The 17,394-nt window shown below is 70.6% G+C and carries 14 protein-coding genes; 4 read left to right on the forward strand and 10 right to left on the reverse strand.

The annotated features are described in order from the left end of the window. Positions 1–6: 6 nt before the first annotated feature. The 6 genes from C6V83_RS07120 to C6V83_RS07145 all read right to left on the reverse strand — a co-directional run bounded on the left by C6V83_RS07120 (position 7) and on the right by C6V83_RS07145 (position 10,920). A complete protein-coding gene (locus tag C6V83_RS07120) occupies positions 7–5,466 on the reverse strand; it encodes an ATP-binding protein (protein WP_105941808.1) in 5,460 nt (1,819 codons plus the stop codon). A 263-nt stretch (positions 5,467–5,729) separates the two neighbouring features. After that, the gene (locus tag C6V83_RS07125; protein ID WP_105941809.1) at positions 5,730–6,080 is read right to left on the reverse strand and encodes a hypothetical protein; all 351 of its coding nucleotides are present in this window, start codon (positions 6,078–6,080) and stop codon (positions 5,730–5,732) included. Between the two features lie 81 nt (positions 6,081–6,161). Further along, positions 6,162–7,976: an acetyl/propionyl/methylcrotonyl-CoA carboxylase subunit alpha gene (locus tag C6V83_RS07130; RefSeq protein ID WP_105941810.1), complete on the reverse strand. Its 1,815-nt coding sequence runs from the start codon at positions 7,974–7,976 to the stop codon at positions 6,162–6,164. Positions 7,977–8,139: 163 nt separating this feature from the next. Further along, the gene (locus C6V83_RS07135; protein ID WP_105941811.1) at positions 8,140–9,552 is read right to left on the reverse strand and encodes a condensation domain-containing protein; all 1,413 of its coding nucleotides are present in this window, start codon (positions 9,550–9,552) and stop codon (positions 8,140–8,142) included. Between the two features lie 19 nt (positions 9,553–9,571). Next, complete coding sequence (locus C6V83_RS07140; RefSeq protein ID WP_105941812.1) at positions 9,572–10,018, reverse strand: SufE family protein; 447 nt, start codon at positions 10,016–10,018, stop codon at positions 9,572–9,574. 11 nt (positions 10,019–10,029) lie between these two features. Continuing rightward, positions 10,030–10,920, reverse strand: a complete 891-nt coding sequence (locus C6V83_RS07145) for a sulfurtransferase (protein ID WP_105941813.1) — start codon at positions 10,918–10,920, stop codon at positions 10,030–10,032. A gap of 138 nt (positions 10,921–11,058) precedes the next feature. Here C6V83_RS07145 and C6V83_RS07150 point away from each other — a divergent pair, with 138 nt between their 5' ends. Further along, positions 11,059–11,958 carry a neutral zinc metallopeptidase gene (locus C6V83_RS07150; RefSeq protein ID WP_234353909.1) on the forward strand — a complete coding sequence of 300 codons (900 nt, stop codon included), beginning with the start codon at positions 11,059–11,061 and terminating at the stop codon, positions 11,956–11,958. Positions 11,959–11,974: 16 nt separating this feature from the next. Here the strand turns inward: C6V83_RS07150 and C6V83_RS07155 are convergent, their stop codons facing one another. From C6V83_RS07155 to C6V83_RS07165, 3 genes are read right to left on the reverse strand one after another with little or no spacing between them, the layout of a single operon-like run. Beyond that, positions 11,975–12,649 (reverse strand): Maf family protein, encoded by a 675-nt coding sequence (locus C6V83_RS07155; protein ID WP_105941814.1) that lies wholly within the window; start codon positions 12,647–12,649, stop codon positions 11,975–11,977. Further along, positions 12,649–12,861 carry an acyl-CoA carboxylase subunit epsilon gene (locus C6V83_RS07160; protein ID WP_234353910.1) on the reverse strand — a complete coding sequence of 71 codons (213 nt, stop codon included), beginning with the start codon at positions 12,859–12,861 and terminating at the stop codon, positions 12,649–12,651. The genes C6V83_RS07155 and C6V83_RS07160 overlap by 1 nt, the downstream gene beginning before the upstream one ends. Before the next feature lie 26 nt (positions 12,862–12,887). After that, positions 12,888–14,513: an acyl-CoA carboxylase subunit beta gene (locus C6V83_RS07165; RefSeq protein ID WP_105941816.1), complete on the reverse strand. Its 1,626-nt coding sequence runs from the start codon at positions 14,511–14,513 to the stop codon at positions 12,888–12,890. A 116-nt stretch (positions 14,514–14,629) separates the two neighbouring features. Here C6V83_RS07165 and C6V83_RS07170 point away from each other — a divergent pair, with 116 nt between their 5' ends. Then, on the forward strand, positions 14,630–15,442 hold the full coding sequence (locus tag C6V83_RS07170; protein WP_234353911.1) for a biotin--[acetyl-CoA-carboxylase] ligase: 813 nt from the start codon (positions 14,630–14,632) through the stop codon (positions 15,440–15,442). Positions 15,443–15,452: 10 nt separating this feature from the next. Here the strand turns inward: C6V83_RS07170 and C6V83_RS07175 are convergent, their stop codons facing one another. Then, positions 15,453–16,043: a DUF6069 family protein gene (locus C6V83_RS07175; protein ID WP_105941818.1), complete on the reverse strand. Its 591-nt coding sequence runs from the start codon at positions 16,041–16,043 to the stop codon at positions 15,453–15,455. A gap of 96 nt (positions 16,044–16,139) precedes the next feature. Here C6V83_RS07175 and C6V83_RS07180 point away from each other — a divergent pair, with 96 nt between their 5' ends. Together C6V83_RS07180 and C6V83_RS07185 are read left to right on the forward strand one after the other, a co-directional pair. Further along, positions 16,140–16,691, forward strand: coding sequence for a PH domain-containing protein (locus C6V83_RS07180; protein ID WP_105943788.1), 552 nt, complete (start codon positions 16,140–16,142; stop codon positions 16,689–16,691). Then, positions 16,688–17,374, forward strand: a complete 687-nt coding sequence (locus C6V83_RS07185) for a response regulator transcription factor (protein ID WP_105941819.1) — start codon at positions 16,688–16,690, stop codon at positions 17,372–17,374. Before C6V83_RS07180 ends, C6V83_RS07185 begins: the two co-directional genes overlap by 4 nt. Positions 17,375–17,394 lie beyond the last annotated feature (20 nt).

The raw sequence follows: 17,394 nt of genomic DNA on the forward strand, positions 1-17,394 counted from the left end.
CGGAGATCAGCCCTTCGTGCGGAAGGCCTCGATGATGCGCGGACGCAGTTCGGCGGCCTTGATGATCGCGTCGGCCGAACCGACTCGCACCGCGCGCTCGATGCTGTGCACCGCGTCGAACTCGGCGGCCACCTCGGCCAGCTTCTCGGCGCGCACGGTGGCCCGCACGTCGTCGAGCTCGGCCGCCGCGGCGGCGTAGTCGGTGTCGGAGGCGGCCTGCAGCTTGGCCTCCAGCTCCTGGACCCGGGGATCGGTCTGCGTCCGGGTCCGGACCTCGCCGGCGAAGACGACGGCCGCGGCAGGGGCGCCGCCCAGCACCGAGGCGAACGAGCCCTCGATGGCCAGCACCGTCATGTTCGGATTGAGCGCCTTGGAGAACACCACGAAGGCCCCGCCGTGGTAGCGCGAGATCACGCAGAAGACGATCGGGCCGTCGAAGTTGACGATGGCCCGGCCGATCTCGGCGCCGTATTCCAGTTGCAGCTTGCGCATCGACTCGGGGGAGCCGTCGAAGCCGGACAGGTTGGCCAGCACCACCACGGGGCGGTTGCCGCTGGCCGCGTTGATCGCGCGGGCCGCCTTCTTCGACGAGAGCGGGAACAGCGTGCCGGCGGTGAAGGTGTCCGGGCCGTCGGTCGGCACGAATCCGCGACGGGTGATCGGGCTCGACTCGATGCCGATCAGGCACACCGGATCGCCGCCCAGATGCACGTCCTGCACGACGACGGTGTCCGCGTCGGCCATGTCGGCCCACCGCTCCAGCGTCTCGGAGTCCTGATCGGCTACCGCGCGCATCACGGTGCGGATGTCGAAGGCCTTCTTCCGTTCCGGGTTCGCCTCGGCCGAGAAGATCTGGCCGACCGTGGTGAAGTCGCTGCCCTCGATCTGATGCGGGAAGTCCGAGATGTCACGGTCGATCGGGTCCGACGACGCCGCGCGCCGCGGGCCGTCCTCGCCGGGCACCACGTAGCTCAACTCGTAGTGGCTCATCACCACCGAGATCGCGCCGGCCAGGGTGGGCGCCCAGTACTGGGCCTGACCGTTCGGGCCCATCACGCGGTCGTAGCCGCCGATGCCGAAGTTGTCCTCGGCCGAGACGCTGCCGGAGAAGTCCAGCGACCGCTTGCCGGTGAGCACCATCGACGAGTCCGGCGTCATCACCAGGATGCCCTTGGTGTGCATCAGCATGGTGGCCTCGGCGTTCCAATAGGCCTGGCCGCCGACGTTGATGCCGTTGACGATGATGTTGATCTCGTGCCCGCCCTGGGTGAAGTCGATGATGCGCTTCAGCGCGAGGGCGACCCAGTCCAGGTTCTCGGTGCCCGAATCCATCTCCACGGCGGCGCCCGAACTCAGCGCGTACCACTCGACCGGCACCTGCATCTCTTCGGCGAGGTCCATCGCGGCGATGTACCGGCGGCACTCGGCCTCGGTGAGCGCTCCGAGTGACTTGGTCGGGTCGCCGAGCACCACGACGCGGGTGATGCCCTCCGGGTACTTGGCGGTGGGGGTGGTCACCACGCCGACGACCACGGCAGCGGTGTTGCCGCCCTTGGGCCGGTCGACGGGTGCCAGGGCGCCGTTCTCGTCGAGGTCGTACTCGGTGAACTCGCCCAGCAGCTGGGTCAGCTCGTACGGGTACACGGTGTTGCGGCGGGCCGCCCGGAGCACCTTCTGGCGGTACTCGTCGACGGGCTCGATCGGGGCGTCGTCCGGTTCGCCCACGGTGATCCGGGTCTCGCCGGCGGCATCGAAGCTGACGCGCACGGCGACCTTGGTCAGTTCGCCTGTCCGCTCGTCGCGGTGCCGCGCGATCAGCAGGATCTCCTCGAGCCCCGCGCCGTCGGTGGACGCCGAGGTGCCGAGGGTGTGGCGCACGGTCCGCTCCAGCTGTGCCTCGGTCACCTCCAGCGGCGGCCAGATGTACATCACGATGCGGTTGGTGTTGAAGCGCTTGGACGACGGGCGCTTGGCCTGCGCCCGGCGGATCGAGTCCACGCACGCCTCGAACGTCCGCTCGGCGGTCGGCAGGGTCAGGATGTTGCCGTCCTGCTCCCACACCGCGGTGAGGTCGCGCACCTGGGCGAAGGCGATCAGCCGGTCGTCGCCGGGGTTGGCCTTGGCCACGGCGCGGTAGAGGTAGACCTCCTCGTCGTCGGACGACCGCAGGCGGGTGACGTCGAACTTGCGGAGCCGCTCCATCTGCATCCGCTGCGCGATGTACGGGTGCAGTCCGCGGATGAGGCGGTCTTCGGTCATCCCGGTGGACGTCGGGCGGAAGGTGACGTGGTGGTGCATGGCCGTGTCACCGAGACCGGCGATGGTGATCGTCACGCGGTGCACCTGCGGCGGGAGCGCCCGCGCACTGACCACCTGGTGCAGTTCGGCGGCCATCTCGTCCAGATTCTCGGGCTGATCGTCCCAGCGCACGTAGACGTCGGCGTCGATCGAGGCGGCGCCGTCGGCCAGCTCGGCGAGCCCGCACATCGCGGTGTCCAGGCCGGCGAAGCTCGTGGCCGCCGACACCAGCACCGATCCGCCGCGCTGAGCGAGGACGAAGGTCACGCCGCCGGCGCGGTGGGTGGCCACGCCGGACAGTCCCTTGTTGCCGTAGTAGCGGCGGGTCAGGACCTCGAGCATGGCGGCGTTGTCGAGCGAGTCGTCGGCGAGACGGCGACTGAGCACCCGAACCAGCGGTTCGGTGCTCTTGACCATCTCGGCGATCCGCTCGGCGCGGTCGGAGGCGTCGGGGTTGGCGTCCAGGTAGGTCAGATCGCTGTCGACGGCGGCGTACACGCGTTCGCGCGTGCGGCGCAGCCGCGGCTGGCCGTACCAGGCGTAGAGCACCCCGCGCGCCAGGTCGGCGATCGACGGGAACCGGACCTGGGTGGCGCTCACCAGCTGTTCCAGGGTGTGGCCGACCTCCTCACGCTCGGCGGGCGGGGGCGGCGGCTCCTTCATCCAGCGGCGCAGCAGGGCGGCCACGCCCGGGACGATGTCGTCCAGGCGCTGCAAGGCCAGGAAGATACGGAAGACCGCGCCCTCCAGCTCGTCGGTGCGGTCGAGCTCGTCGACACCGTAGTTGGCCAGGGCGGCCTTCAGCTTGCAGACGAACTGCTCGGGCAGCCCGGCCAGCTCGGTGTCCAGGCTCTGCAGGTACGTGTGCAGATGTTCGCGGGCCGAGTGGACGCGTTCGTGGACGTCGTCGTCGGACGGACGACGACGGGCCAGCTCGGCCAGGTCGGCGAACACCCGGACGACGTCGGTCTCCTCGGCGAGCGGACGGCGGCCCGCGTCGATCTCGACCTGGCGGGCGACGAGGTACTCGTCGAGCAGGCGGGTGCTGTCTTCGGGATCGACGTCGAAGCCCAGCATCAGGCTGCGCAGATCCTCGCGCAGTTCGTCTGCTCGTTCCTGGGGGTCGATCTCGGCGGGCTTGGCCGGCAGGTCGAGTTCATCGGCTTCCGCGCCGGCGCCGGCCGCCTCGTCCTCGTCGCCGACCGGTTCCAGGCGCAACAGCGGTGCGCCGGTCTCGACCTGGGCGCCGACCGCCACCACGCACTCCTTGAGGCGGGCGGTGAACGGCGCGCGCAGCACCGTCTCCATCTTCATAGACTCCAGCACCAGCACGGGATCGCCGGCCTGCACCTGGGCGCCGACCTCGAGCGGGGTCGCGATCACCAGGGCCGGTGCGGGCGAGCGGACCACGCCGCCCTCGTCGCGGCTGACGCGGTGGGTCACGCCGTCGACGTCGACCAGATGGATCGGACCGTGCGTGTCGGTGAGCACGCGGTGCCGCTCGCCGTTGACGGTGATACGGCCGGTGTGCTCGTCGTACCGCTCGATCTGGACGTCCGCGGTGCGCGACTGGGCGCCTGTCTCGATGACCACACGGAACCGCTGGGCGCCGACCCGCGCGACCCGGACGCGATAGCCGACGCCGCGGAGCTTGAAGTCGATCGGGCGTCCGCTCTCGTGCATCACCTGGGGCCGTCCGCCGCGCGCGGTGGCGAGCAGCCGGTTGCGCTCGACCTGCTCCTCCTCCTCGTACGCGTCGATGGCGGCGGCGGCCAGCGCGATGGACGAGTGCTGATTGCTCACCAGCCGGCCCTGCGCGCGGACGCGGTCGATCCAGCCGGTGTCGGCGCTGCCGTCGATCACCTCGGGCTGGTTCAGCAGGTCGATGATGAAGCTGCTGTTGGTGGCGCCGCCCTCGATCACCACGCGGGTGCGGCTCATGGCGCGCCGCAGCCGGGCCAGCGCCTGCTCGCGGTCGCTGCCGTAGGCGATGATCTTGGCGATCATCGAGTCGAAGTCGGCGGGGATGGTGTCGCCCTCGCTGACGCCGGTGTCGACGCGGACACCAGGGCCGCTGGGCAGCTCGAGACGGGCGATGTACCCGGGGGAGGGCGCGAAGTCGCGGTCGGGGTCCTCGGCGTTGAGGCGGGCCTCGACGGAGTGTCCGCGCTCGACCGGTTTCTCGCCGGTCAGCGTGCCGCCCGAGGCCACGTGGAGTTGCGCGCGGACCAGGTCGAAGTCGTTGGTGACCTCGGTGATCGGGTGTTCCACCTGCAGGCGCGTGTTCACTTCGAGGAAGGCGAACATCTGGTCGCCGGGGTGGTACAGGAACTCGACGGTGGCCGCGCCTCGATAGCCGACCTTCACCGCCAGCCGCTCAGCGGCGGCCTTGACCTCGGCCACCTGGTCGGGTCCGAGCACCGGTGAGGCCGACTCCTCGATGACCTTCTGGTTGCGGCGCTGGACGCTGCAGTCGCGGACACCGAGCGCCCAGGCCGTCTCGCCGTCGGAGATCACCTGGACCTCGACGTGGCGTGCGCCGGTCACCAGCCGCTCCAGGAAGACGACGCCGCTGCCGAAGGCGCGCTCGGCCTCGTCGCGGGTGCGCTGGTAGGCGTCGACCAGATCGGCCTCGTCGTCGACCCGGCGGATGCCACGGCCGCCGCCGCCGGCCGTGGCCTTGAGCATCAGCGGATAGCCGATCTTCTCCGCCGCGGCGACGGCCTGCTCCTGGGTCTCCACCTCGCCGCCGCTCCACGGCGCGACGGGGACGCCGACCTCCTCGGCGATCAGCTTGGCGCCGATCTTGTCGCCGAGTTTGCGCATCGCCTCGGGGGACGGGCCGATGAAGGTGATGCCGAGCTGCTCGCAGAGTTCGGCGAAGGCCGGATCCTCGGCGACGAACCCCCAGCCGACCCACGCCGCGTCGGCGCCCGACTCGACCAGCGCGGTCTTCAGCGCCTCGAGGTCGATGTACGGGCGGGCGGACGCCGGCCCGAGGTCGTAGGTGAGGTCGGCTTCCCGGACGAAGGTGGCTCCGGCATCCACGTCGGTGTGCAGAGCCACGGTCTGCACCGAATCCCCGGTCTCCGCATTCAGGTCACGGACTGCGTTGATCAGCCGCATGGCGGCCTCTCCCCGGTTGACTATCGCGATACGACGGAACATGCGCCCTCTCTGCGTCGGCGCCGTGGGTGGCACGGCGTGGTGTCGATTCATGCGTTCGTTGGTGCGGCGGGCATCGGGCCGCTCCCCGGACTGCGGGGCGCACACGGAAGCTGCCGGCTCCGTTGCGGAGCCGATTGGTCCACGGTAAGGCGCTGGCCGCGGGTTCGGTAGTACCTACCGGACCGTAACCCTGTCGGGTGCGAGAAAAGACACACCTACCCGCCGGTCAACCCGTCGGTAGTGCCGTTTCGCGGTCCCCGCCCTCACGGCAGCTCCTCGAGCAGGTCGCCGGGAACCAGCCCGAGGGCCTGCTCGGCGTAGCGTCGCACCGGACCCTGTGCGGCCGCGAGCGCGTCGGCGTAGCCGTCTCGATGCACCCCGGCGAGGCGGGCCGCCTCCGGATTCCCCGCGACGCCGATCAGCGCGACCAGTTCGCCGGTGGTCGGGATGCACACCGCCCACACGCACCGGTCGTCCGAATCGTCCACACCGGCGACGTAAGCGGCCGGGTCGGCGACGCCGAGCGTGGTCAGCGCCGGAACGTCGGAGATCCGATCGTCGGCGCGCAGCGCGCGGAGGTACCAGGCGCCGGCGTTTATTTCGACAGGGCTCAATACAGGTATTTCGACGGGGCTCAGCACAGGTATTTCGACGGGGCTCAACACAGGTATTTCGACGGGGCTCAGTCCCGCGGGCTACTTGATCTCCAGCAGGACGGTGCCCTGGGTGACGGCGGCGCCGGCGTCCACCGACAAACCGGTCACGGTGCCGTCCTTGTGCGCGGTGACCGGGTTCTCCATCTTCATCGCCTCCAGCACGACGACCAGGTCGCCGGCCGCGACGGTGTCGCCCTCGGCGACGGCGACCTTGACGACGGTGCCCTGCATGGGGGCGGCCACGGCGTCGCCGGAGGCCGTCTTGCCACCGCCCTTGGCGCGAGTGCGCGGCTTGGGCTTGCGGCGGAGGGCGCCGTTGGTGCTGTTGCCGCCGCCGGACAGGTTGAGGTCGCCGGGCAGTGAAACCTCGACCCGGCGGCCGCCGACCTCGACCACGACGTTCTGCCGGGGCAGCGTCTCGTCCTCGTCGGGCTGGGCGCCGCCGCCCGCGTACGGTTCGACGGTGTTGTCCCAGTCGGTCTCGATCCACTTGGTGTAGACCTCGAAGCTCTCGACCCCGTTCTCGTCAACGCTGCCGATGTAGGCGGGGTGGGAGACGATGTGCCGGTGGAAGGGGATCACGGTGGCCAGACCGTCGACCTCGAATTCGGCGAGAGCGCGGCGCGACCGCTCCAGCGCCTGCTGACGGTCCTCGCCGGTCACGATCAGCTTGGCGAGCATCGAGTCGAACTGGCCGCCGATCACGTCGCCCTGCCGCACACCCGAGTCGACGCGGACGCCCGGGCCGGCGGGCTCGCGGTAGACGGTGATCGGGCCCGGTGCGGGGAGGAATCCGCGGCCGGCGTCCTCGCCGTTGATCCGGAACTCGATGGAGTGGCCGCGCGGAGCGGGGTCCTCGGTGATCTCCAGGGCCTTGCCCTCGGCGATGCGGAACTGCTGGCGCACCAGGTCGATGCCCGAGGTCTCTTCGGTGACCGGGTGCTCTACCTGCAGGCGGGTGTTCACCTCGAGGAAGCTGACGGTGTCGCCCTGGACCAGGTATTCGACGGTGCCGGCGCCGTGGTAGTGCGCCTCGCGACAGATGGCCTTGGCCGAGGAGTGGATCCGCTCGCGCTGCTCATCGGTGAGGAACGGGGCGGGAGCCTCCTCCACGAGCTTCTGGAAGCGGCGCTGCAGCGAGCAGTCGCGGGTGCCGGCGACGATGACGTTGCCGTGCTGGTCGGCCAGGACCTGGGCCTCGACGTGGCGGGCCTTGTCCAGATACTGCTCGACGAAGCACTCGCCCCGACCGAAGGCGGCGACCGCCTCGCGGGTGGCGGACTCGAAGAGCTCGGGGATCTCCTCGACGGTGTGGGCCACCTTCATACCGCGGCCGCCGCCGCCGAAGGCGGCCTTGATCGCGACCGGGACGCCGTACTTCTCGGCGAACGCGACGACCTCGTCGGCGCCGGAGACGGGGTCCTTGGTACCGGCCGCCATCGGCGCCTCGGCGCGCTCGGCGATGTGCCGGGCGGTCACCTTGTCGCCGAGGTCGCGGATCGACTGCGGCGACGGACCGATCCAGGTGAGGCCGGCATCGATCACGGCCTGCGCGAAGTCGGCGTTCTCGGAGAGAAACCCGTAGCCGGGGTGGATCGCGTCGGCGCCCGAGCGCGCGGCGGCGTCGAGGATCTTGTCGAACACCAGGTACGACTCCGCAGAGGTCTGACCACCGAGAGCGAACGCCTCGTCGGCGAGGGCGACGAACAGCGCATCGGCGTCCGGCTCGGCGTAGACGGCCACGCTGGTGATGCCCGCGTCCCGAGCTGCCCGGATCACGCGCACCGCGATCTCGCCGCGGTTGGCGATGAGCACCTTCTGGATGGTCGTCTGGGGGATCTCGGTGTTCGGCACTGGCTCTCCTGGGCTGGGCTCGCGGGTCGCGGGCCGTTGTCGGGGACAACGTGGACGTGAGGTGACGCCGGCGATGCCCGTGGGTGGGGCGAGACCGGCACAACACTTGGAGTCTAGGGCATGCCCGGATGCCGCTAACTCGGCACGTCAGGACCGTGCCCGGTTACCGGCGCGTAGCCAGTTTGTGGAGCCTGTCTCCGAAGTCGTCGAGGAAATCCTGCAGTGCGCGGGCACGGCCGTGCGCCGGATACCGCGTGTGCATGCGCAGACCGGACGGAGTGCGGTTGATCCACACGTAGACCTCGTCGTCGGAGTACGAGTGACTGCGCAGGGCGCGCGCGCCGCCGGAGTCGGCTGACGCGGCCCCCGGAACCCCGCGGGTGTCCATGAACGACACGACGAACCGGGGCTCGGGGTCGAAGCCGAGGATCTCCGCCAGACGCAGGAGGGGGAGCGCCGAACCCTCGCGGGCGCGATCGAGGGACAGCATCGCGCGCTGCAGCGCCAGCGGGAAGTCGGGTGCGTCGGAGACGTCGATGCTGATCGGCGCCAAGGCGACGAACCATCCGAGCGCGGTGTGGAACTCCGCGTGGGTCCGGGTGTGGCGCGGCATCACCGTGGCGAACCGTGTCGCCTCGCTGTGATCGCGGTAGGTCTGCGCGGCGACGGCCAGGAAGCCGCCGGTCAGAGATCCGTCCAGGCCGGTGCACAGCCGGGTGAAGCGCTCGGTCTCCGCATCGTCGAGCAGGAGCGTGGTGTGACTGCGTTGAGCTGCCGGATCGGCCGGATCGGCCGGCGCCGCGGGTCTGTCCGGACTTGACCGGTGCGGGGCGGTCAGCGGGCGGGGCGTGAAGCCGGGCAACACGGTGTCGCCGGCCAGGAACTCGCGCCAGACGGCCACGGCCGGGTGACGTTCGTCGGCGGCATCGGCGGCCTCGCGTTCGGCGCCGGAGTAGTCGAGATAGCTGCCCGTCGACGGCAGCTCCGGCAGGCGTCCGTCCCGCGCGGCCGCGTACAGCTCACGGAACTCGTGTTGTGCGTGGACCAGCGAATAGCCGTCGACCAGCGAATGATCGGCGGCGAACAGCAGGGTGAAGCTGCCGGCACGGGCGACGGTGGCGAACCGGTACGCCGGCCAGTGCACGGGCGCGGTGGCGCGATCGATGGAGCCGGCGATCTGGTCGAGCAGCAGCGCGGGGTCGTTGTACCAGCCGATGCGGGTGGCGCGCAGGTGCACCGATCCCGGGCCGGTGGTGAAACGCTCGGTGCCCTCGCTCAGCGTGACGTGAGTGCGCAGCACCTCGTGCCGGTCGATGTACGCCTCCAGGGCACGGCGCACGACGGGCAGTGAGATCTGTTCGGCGAACTCCACCGAGACGCCGAGCCACGATTCGCGGCCGCCCTCCCGCTGGGTCCGGCGCCGGTACTCGTGGGCCGCGCGCAGGTGGTGCTCGTGATTGTGCGACGTCCCGCGGGGGTCGCGACGCCAGGACCCCATGCCGCCGGCCGCGGCCGGGACCCACTCGGTCAGCCCGCCCGGCCGGACCTCCGAGTCCAGGATCTGGAGGAATTCCATTGCTCCGCAGGGATCTCGACTACGGCCGACCGGGTTGCGCCGGTCCGCGACCCGCGGCGGCGACCTGCCGCTGGATGCGCGTGAGCATGCCGGTCATCCCGCGCAACCGGAGCGGGGACACCACGGATGCCAGATGGAGGTCGGCGACGAAGTCCAGCGGCACCGCGGCGATCTGTTCGGCGGACGCACCGTCCAGACCCTGGTGCAGGATCGCGGCGAAGCCCCGCGTGGTGGGTGCCTCGCGCGGGGCGCTGAAGTACAGGCGCACCGCCGACGGGTCGGCGGCGTCGACCGACAGAAAGATCGGCGACTGACACTCGGGGACCGGCTCCATCGCGGCGGTCTCCAAGTGGGCGGGCAGGTCGGGCAGTTCGTCGGCGAACTCGAGGAGCAGCGTGGCGCGGTCCGGGTCGCCGAGAGCGGCGAAGTCGTCGACGATCTCCTGCAGGGCTGGTGTCAGGGTCATCGTCGACCAGACTAGCCCTCGAGGGAGCCGGGCTGATCGCCGACGGCGATCGGGGCCCGCACGGCGTTGCCCCACTCGGTCCACGATCCGTCGTAATTGCGGACCGCATCGAAGCCGAGCAGATAGGTCAGCACGAACCAGGTGTGGCTGCTGCGCTCGCCGATGCGGCAGTAGGCGATGGTCGGGGTGGCCGGATCCAGGTCGCCGTAGATCTCGTCGAGTTCGGCGCGCAAGCGGAACCGCGCATCCGGTGCGGCGGCCTTGGCCCAGGGAATGGACACCGCAGTGGGGATGTGGCCGCCGCGCAGCGCACCCTCTTCCGGGTAGTCGGGCATGTGGGTGCGCGCACCGGTGTACTCCTCGGGCGACCGGACGTCCACCAGCGGCTCGGCGCCGATCGCGCTGCGCACCTGGTCGGCGAAGGCGCGGATCTCGCCGTCGTTCCGCTCGATCACCGGGTAGTCGCTGCGTGGGTACGAGGGCACCTCGAACGACGTCTCGCGCTGCTCGTCCATCCAGGCGGTGCGGCCGCCGTCGAGGAGCCGGACGTCCTCGTGGCCGAACAGGGTGAACACCCACATCGCGTACGCCGCCCACCAGTTGTTCTTGTCGCCGTAGACGACGATGGTGTCGTCGCGCTCGATTCCCTTGGCGCGCATGAGTTCTGCGAAGGCCTCGCCGTCGATGTAGTCGCGCGTCACCGGATCGTTCAGGTGCAGGTGCCAGTCGACCTTCTGTGCGGTCGGGATGTGGCCGATGTCGTACAGGAGGACGTCCTCGTCCGACTCGATGATCTTCAGGCCGGGTGCGCCCAGGTGCGCCGACAGCCACTCGGTGCTGACGAGCCTCTCGGGGTGTGCGTACGCGGCGAAGGCCGGGTTCGGATCGACGTCGACTGCCACGAGGGAACTCCTGAATCACCATGCCCGCCACCGGATGCGGCGGGCTGTTCGGTCTCAGCATACGACCGGTGGTCCGCCGCCGCCCGTCGCTCCGGTTCGATCGGGGACGGCGGCGGGCGATTTCGGTACCGTCAGTCCATGATCTCGCTGCATCCGGGCCGGCTGCGGCTCGCCCTGGCCGCCCTCGCCGGCGCGGCGTTGCTGGCCGGCTGCTCGTCGACGGGCGAACGCTCGCCCGGTGCCGACGAGCCGCCACCGCCGCCCAAACATTGCACCGTCGACGACTGCCCCGAGCTGAAGGCCTCGTCGGAGCGGATCCGCGGCAGCGACATCACCCCGGAGAACGCCGAGACGACGGTGCCGGTGTTCCTCAACGCGGTCCTCGACGACCTCGACCAGGTGTGGCAGGACTGGTTCACCCAGCTCCACATCCCGGATGCGACCGCCGGCCGGGTGCTGGTCGAGGGGAACGACACCTTCGTCAGCGAATGCGTGGGCGAGGACGGCGAGCGGCTCACGGTGCGGACCGATTCGCCGAACGCCTTCTACTGCGCGCTCGACCGTGCGCCCGACGGCGCCGGCCGGCAACGGCAGGGGTCGGTGATCCTGCCGGTCGCCACCTTCGCCGACATCTGGGACGGACGGCTGCTCGGCGAGCGCCGGATCCTGCTCGGCGACTTCACCGCCTCGACCGTCGTCGCCCATGAGTACGGGCACAACGTGATGCGGCGCCTGGAGCAGGCGTACCGCCTGCCCGTCGCACAGCGTCCGCAAGGCGACGACAACGAACTGCTGGCTGATTGTTTCGGCGGCAACTGGGCCTCGACGGTGTTCGCTCGCAGCGACCTGTCGCTGAGCGACGTCGCGCAAGCGGTGGCGCTGAAGGTGTACATCGGCGATCCGCTCCCGAACCAGGGGCATGGGACCGTGCCCGAGCGCGTGGCCGCGCTCGGCCGCGGATTCGGTTTGACCGGCGGGGGAGAACCGGTGGACTGTCTGAAGGCCTACTGGCCGGACGTACTGGCGCCCCAGTCCTGACCGGGCGTCACCGGGCTCACGGTTCGGCGACCGACCACAGCGTCGTGACGTCGACGCCGACCTCGCTCAGCAGTTCCCGGGTCAGCGGCAGGCTGATGCCGATCACGCTCGACGGGTCGCCGTCGATGCCGTCGAGCAGCCAGCCGCCGAGGCCGTCGAGGGTGAACGCGCCGGCCACTTCGAGCGGTTCCCCGGTGGCGATGTAGCGGTCGACCACGGCATCGGAGACGTCCGAGAACCGGATCACCGTCGACGCGCCACCGGCCGCGACGGCGGTGACCGCGCCACCGGACATCCGGGTGACGCAGTGACCGGTCAGCAGATCGCCGGTGCGTCCGCGCATCTCCCGCCAGCGGGCGCGCGCCACCTCCCCGGTCTTCGGCTTGCCGGCCAGCTCACCGTCGAGCAGCAGCATCGAGTCGCAGGTCAGGACGACGCCGTCGGCAGCGACGGCGGCGATCTCCGGGTCACTCGACGCACCGACCGCGGCGATGATCGCCTCGGCTTTCGCCCGGGCGAGGGCGGTGACGACGTCGCCCGGCGGAGCGCCGGCGAGCCCGGCGACCAGAGTGTCCTCGTCCAGGTCCGCGATCAGGACCAGCGGATCGATGCCGGCCGCGCGCAGCACTCGCCGGCGGGCCGGGGAGGCCGAGCCGAGCAGGACTCGTGTGGCACCCGTCGCCGGTGCCATCAGCCCCGGTGGATGTAGCTGGTCGGCATGCCCCACGCCTGCCGGTGCAGGTCCGTCGCCCGACCCCACCGGTCGACGACGGTGTGATCGGGGCCTTCGCCGCCGGCGCCCGCGGAGGCGAGCACCACTGTCAGCGCCGCGATCTCCTCGTCGGAGGGCGCCCCCTTGACGACGGTGAGGAAGGGCGTCGCCTTCTCGTCGGGCTCGCGCACGGCGGACTCCTTCTCGCTGGCCGGGCTCACAGGGGGATGTTCCCGTGCTTCTTCGGCGGCAGCTGAACGAACTTCCGCTCCAACAGCCGCAGCGCATTGGCGATCTGGCCGCGGGTGTGACTCGGCGGGATCACCGCGTCGACGTAGCCGCGTTCAGCCGCGACGTACGGGTTCACCAGGGTGTCCTCGTACTCCTGCTGGAGCTCCAGGCGCAGGGCGTCGACGTCCTCGCCGTTCGCCTCGGCCTCCTTGAGCCGTCCGCGGTAGACGAAGCCCACCGCGCCGGAGGCGCCCATCACGGCGATCTGCGCCGTCGGCCAGGCCAGGTTCACGTCCGCGCCCATGTGCTTGGAGCCCATCACGTCGTAGGCGCCGCCGTACGCCTTCCGGGTGATCACGGTGATCTTGCCGACAGTGGCCTCGCCGTAGGCGTAGAGCAGCTTGGCTCCGCGCCGGATGATGCCGTTGTACTCCTGGTCGGTGCCGGGCAAGAAGCCGGGGACGTCGACCAGGGTGATGATCGGCACGTTGAACGCGTCGCAGGTCCGGACGAAGCGGGCCGCCTTCTCGGAGGCGTCGATGTCCAGGCAGCCGGCGAACTGGGTCGGCTGATTGGCGACGATGCCGACGCTGCGGCCGTCGACCCGGCCGAAGCCGACGACGACGTTCATCGCGCGCTCGGCCTGGACCTCGAGGAACTCGCCGTCGTCGAGCAGCCGCCGGATCACCTCGTGCATGTCGTACGGCTGGTTCGGCGAGTCGGGGATCAGCGTGTCGAGCTCGAGGTCTTCCTCGGTGAGGTTGTCCTCGATCGCGCCGGCGTGCGGCGGGGCGGGCAGCCGCGGAGCGTCGGCGCGATTGTTGCTCGGCAGGTAGCCGAGCAGTTCCTTGACGTACTCGAGGGCATCCTCCTCGTCGGAGGCGACGTAGTGGGCGACGCCCGACTTGGTCATGTGGGTCTGGGCGCCGCCCAGGTCCTCCATGGTGACGTCTTCGCCGGTGACCGTCTTGATCACGTCGGGGCCGGTGACGAACATCTGGCTGGTCTTGTCGACCATCACGGTGAAGTCGGTGAGCGCGGGGGAGTAGACGTGACCGCCGGCCGCCGGGCCCATGATCACCGAGATCTGGGGGATCACGCCGGACGCGCGGACGTTGCGGTGGAAGATCTCCGCGTACAGGCCGAGCGAGACGACGCCCTCCTGGATGCGGGCGCCGGCACCCTCGTTGATGCCGACCAGCGGCCGGCCGGTCTTGAGCGCCAGGTCCATCACCTTGCAGATCTTCTCGCCGTAGACCTCGCCGAGGCTGCCGCCGAACACGGTGGCGTCCTGGCTGAAGACGCAGACCTCGCGGCCGTCGACGGTGCCGTAGCCGACCACCACGCCGTCGCCGAGCGGGCGCTTCTCGGCCAGGCCGAAGTTGGTGCTGCGGTGCCGGGCCAGCGCGTCGAGCTCGACGAACGAGCCGTCGTCGAGCAGATGGGTGATGCGTTCGCGCGCGGTCAGCTTGCCCTTGGCATGGGTCCGCTCGACCGCGGCCTCGCCGACCGGGTGCTCGGCCTCGGCGAGCCGGTTGCGCAGATCGGCCAGTTTGCCGGCCGTCGTGTGGATGTCGGGCGCGGCGTCGTCGTCGCGGGCAGCAGTGGTCATGAGAACTCATGCTAACGAGGTGCCGCCGGAGCGCATCCACCGACACGAAGATGAGTGATCCCTCACGTTCTGATCGACCGGCGGCGACTGCTCTCCGGCGACTACTCTGGGCAATCGTGAACGACGACGTGCTCCCTGACCCCGTCCGCCTGACCGCCGCGCTGGCCGGGACCCGCTGGACGGTGATCGACGTGGTCGCCGAGACCGGCTCGACCAACGCCGATCTGCTGGGTCGCGAGGGGGCGCCGTCAGATCTCGACGGCGTCGTGCTGATCGCCGGCTTGCAGACCGCGGGGCGGGGCCGCCACTCGCGGGTGTGGCAGACCCCGCGCGGACAGCTCGCGGTGTCGGCCGCGGTGGCGGTGGCGCCGGGACAGGCCGAATCGCTCGGCTGGCTCTCTCTGTTGGCCGGCATGGCGGTGCACAAGGCTCTCGCCGAGGTGACCGGTGTGCGCGTGGAGCTCAAGTGGCCCAACGACATCCTGGCCCCGGCGGGGGTTCCCGGCGAAGGGCGCAAGGTGTCCGGGATCCTGTCCGAGTTCCGCCCGGCGCCCGGCGGCGGCGGTGTCGCCGTGATCGGCACCGGCCTGAACCTGGATCTCACCGAGGCACAGCCGCCGATCGAGACCGCGGCGTGCATCCGCGGGATGACCGGGACCGCGGCGGACCCGACTGCGCTGTCCGCAGCGTATCTGCGGGCGCTCTCGGAGCTGCTGGTCCGCTGGCCCGAGGCGGTCGGCGAGCTCGCCGACGAGTATCGCACGGCCTCGGCGACCCTGGGCCGGCAGGTGCGGCTGGTGCTGCCGGGGGACACCGAGGTGATCGGCACGGCGACCGCGATCGACGATCAGGGTCGGATCGTGGTGGAGGGGCCGTCGGGGCGGGTCACCGCGGCCGCCGGCGACGTGACCCACCTGCGTTTGCACTGACCCGCCCGGCTCAGCTCGAGCGCTTGCTGCGGTTGCCCATCGTCGGGATCAGCGAGAGGATCGGCAGGCCGATGCACAGGTGGATGAAGGCCGTGGCCAGACCGCGCCAGATGTCGCCGTCGGCGAGCAGCGGGACCACGAAGGCCGCGACGATCAGCAGGCCGACGATCCAGCGGTAGAAGCTGCTCGGAGTCGGCGTGACCAGCTGCAGGACGTACCAGAGCGCACCGCCGACCAGGGCCGCGAGGAAGCCGATGACGGCGAACCAGTACTCGCCGCCCTGCTCGAACGGATTCCAGATGCCGAGTCGGCCGGTCTCGGTGACCTTGTTCGAGATCGAGCTGATGATCCAGGCCACCAGCCACGCGGCCAGACCGGTCACGACACCGGTCATCACCACGCCGCCGGAGTACATCATCGGGTCGATGTCCGGGCCGCGGCTGGGTTTGGCCGGCTGCGGTGCCGCGGGCTGCCCCTGGTACGGCTGACCCGGATCCTGATAGCCGCCGGTCTGGTACCCGCCGGTCGAGTAGTTCGGGTCCTGGCTGTAGGCCCGCGTCGGCGGCGTCTGCCGCGGGTTCTGCGGATCTGGGTAGGTCATGTCGGGCCCCTGTTCGTGGCGTGCGTGCACTCTCTGCAGATGCTCAGTGTACTGAGCGTCACCGACCCCGGTCACCGTCCGGACTACCCTGATCTCATGGCATATCCGCGGGAGAACCTCGCGCCCGGCGAGGTGGTCGTGGTGCATCGGCATCCGCACTGGAAGGGGCTCGTCCCACCGATCCTGATGTTCTGGCTGGTCACGCTCGCCGCGGGGGTTGTCGTCGGGGTGCTGTGGTCGAGCCAGGACGCCGGCCCGGCGCGGACATGGGGCGCGGTGGCGATCGGCGCGCTGTGGGGCCTGGCGACGGTGTGGTGGCTGGTCCGTCCGCTCGCGTCCTGGCTGACGACGCATTTCGTGGTGACCGACCGCCGGGTGATCTACCGGAACGGGATCGTGACCCGCTCGGGCATCGACATCCCGATCAGCCGCATCAACACCGTCGAGTTCTCGCACGGGCTGATCGACCGGATCCTGCGCACGGGGTCTCTGGAGATCCAGTCGGCCTCGGAGGACCCGCTGACGTTCACCGCCATCCCGCGGGTGGAGAGCGTGCACGCGCTGCTGTACGAGCAGGTGCTCGACGACGACGCCGACCGGCCCTCCAGGGCGATGCCCCGGTCCTTCGACGAGCGGGCACGACGATGACGGGCGGGCGCGCGGTGCTGCTGGCCGAGGACGATCCGGCGATCGCCGAGCCGCTCGCGCGCGCACTGATCCGTGAGGGCAACGACTGCGTGGTGGCGCCCACCGGCCCCGAGGCCCTCGAGGCGGCCCGCTCGGGCGCCTACGCCCTGGTGATCCTCGACCTCGGGCTGCCCGGCATGGACGGGCTGGAGGTCTGCCGGCGAATCCGCGCGGAGCGGCCGCAGCTCGCCGTGCTGATGCTCACCGCGCGCACCGACGAAGTGGACTTCGTCGTCGGCCTGGACGCCGGTGCGGACGACTACGTGGGCAAGCCTTTCCGGCTCGCCGAACTGCTGGCCCGGGTCCGCGCCCTGTTGCGGCGCAGCACGGGCGGTGACGACGTGGTGCTCGACAGCGGCGACATCCAGCTCGACGCGCGGGCCCGGCGCGTCGTCGTCGACGGCGAGGAGCTGACCCTGGCCAACCGCGAGTTCGACCTGTTGCGATGCCTCATGGAGACCCCCGGCCAGGTCCGCACCCGCGACGAGATCATGGACGAGGTGTGGGGCTCGACCGATTTGCGGTCGTCGAAGACGCTGGACATGCACATCTCCTGGGTTCGCCGGAAGCTGGGCGACGACCAGCCGGGGCGGCGCAAGCACATCGCGACGGTGCGCGGCGTCGGCTTCCGGTTCGACCCCTAGCGGGACGGACCGGTCTCCTC

This window comes from Gordonia iterans, assembly GCF_002993285.1.
Lineage (GTDB): Bacteria > Actinomycetota > Actinomycetes > Mycobacteriales > Mycobacteriaceae > Gordonia > Gordonia iterans.

Excerpts from the sequence above, each read along its gene's own strand:
- C6V83_RS07175 (WP_105941818.1), bottom strand. The coding sequence starts at position 16,043 with ATGACCTACCCAGATCCGCAGAACCCGCGGCAGACGCCGCCGACGCGG.
- C6V83_RS07155 (WP_105941814.1), bottom strand. The coding sequence starts at position 12,649 with ATGGCACCGGCGACGGGTGCCACACGAGTCCTGCTCGGCTCGGCCTCC.
- C6V83_RS07180 (WP_105943788.1), top strand. The coding sequence starts at position 16,140 with ATGGCATATCCGCGGGAGAACCTCGCGCCCGGCGAGGTGGTCGTGGTG.
- C6V83_RS07185 (WP_105941819.1), top strand. The coding sequence starts at position 16,688 with ATGACGGGCGGGCGCGCGGTGCTGCTGGCCGAGGACGATCCGGCGATC.
- C6V83_RS07140 (WP_105941812.1), bottom strand. The coding sequence starts at position 10,018 with ATGACCCTGACACCAGCCCTGCAGGAGATCGTCGACGACTTCGCCGCT.
- C6V83_RS07120 (WP_105941808.1), bottom strand. The coding sequence starts at position 5,466 with ATGTTCCGTCGTATCGCGATAGTCAACCGGGGAGAGGCCGCCATGCGG.
- C6V83_RS07165 (WP_105941816.1), bottom strand. The coding sequence starts at position 14,513 with ATGACCACTGCTGCCCGCGACGACGACGCCGCGCCCGACATCCACACG.
- C6V83_RS07150 (WP_234353909.1), top strand. The coding sequence starts at position 11,059 with ATGATCTCGCTGCATCCGGGCCGGCTGCGGCTCGCCCTGGCCGCCCTC.
- C6V83_RS07135 (WP_105941811.1), bottom strand. The coding sequence starts at position 9,552 with ATGGAATTCCTCCAGATCCTGGACTCGGAGGTCCGGCCGGGCGGGCTG.